The organism is Klenkia terrae (genome assembly GCF_037083865.1).
Lineage (GTDB): Bacteria > Actinomycetota > Actinomycetes > Mycobacteriales > Geodermatophilaceae > Klenkia > Klenkia terrae.
The window spans coordinates 1-618 of sequence record NZ_JBAPLV010000075.1 but is presented as its reverse complement, the minus strand read 5'-3'; the positions used below and the strand labels follow the sequence as shown (position 1 = coordinate 618).

The 618-nt window shown below is 72.8% G+C and carries 1 protein-coding gene; it reads left to right on the top strand.

Annotated elements, in window-relative coordinates; all coding sequences use genetic code 11:
• Positions 1-618 (top strand): DUF7402 domain-containing protein (locus tag UXQ13_RS23590; protein WP_336393101.1); only part of this gene is annotated, 618 nt, incomplete at both ends.

Genomic DNA, 618 nt, shown 5'->3' with positions numbered 1-618 from the left:
CAAGGTGGTCCTGTACGACCGTCCCAACGCCAGCGACCAGGTCACCGGGGCGACCCTGGCCTTCTCCGACGGCACCTCCGTCACGGTGCCCTCGTTGGCCAACGCGGGGACCGCGACCACGGTGTCCTTCGCCGCCCGGACGGTGACCCGGCTGACCTTCACGGTGACCTCGGTGAGCTCGGCGACGAAGAACGTCGGCCTCTCCGAGCTGCAGGCCTGGACGCCGGCGACCGCGGCACCCGTCGTTGCCCAGAACGTCGCCGGGGTGGCGTCGGTCACGGCCTCCTCGCAGAACACCGCGGCCGGCCAGGGCGCGGCCAAGGCGGTGGACGGCGTGGCCGCCGGGGCGCCCGCCAACCCGACGGCGGAGTGGGTGACCAACGGCGGGGGCCGCGGGGCAACCCTCACCCTGACCTGGGCCACGCCGGTCACCCTGGACCGGGTCGTGCTCTACGACCGGCCGAACCTGTCCGACCGGATCACCGGCGGCACGCTGACCTTCTCCAGCGGCAGCCAGGTCTCGGTCCCGTCGCTGTCCAACTCGGGTGCGGCCACGACCGTCTCGTTCAGCACGCGGACGGTCACCCGGATGACCTTCACGGTGACCTCCGTCAGCCT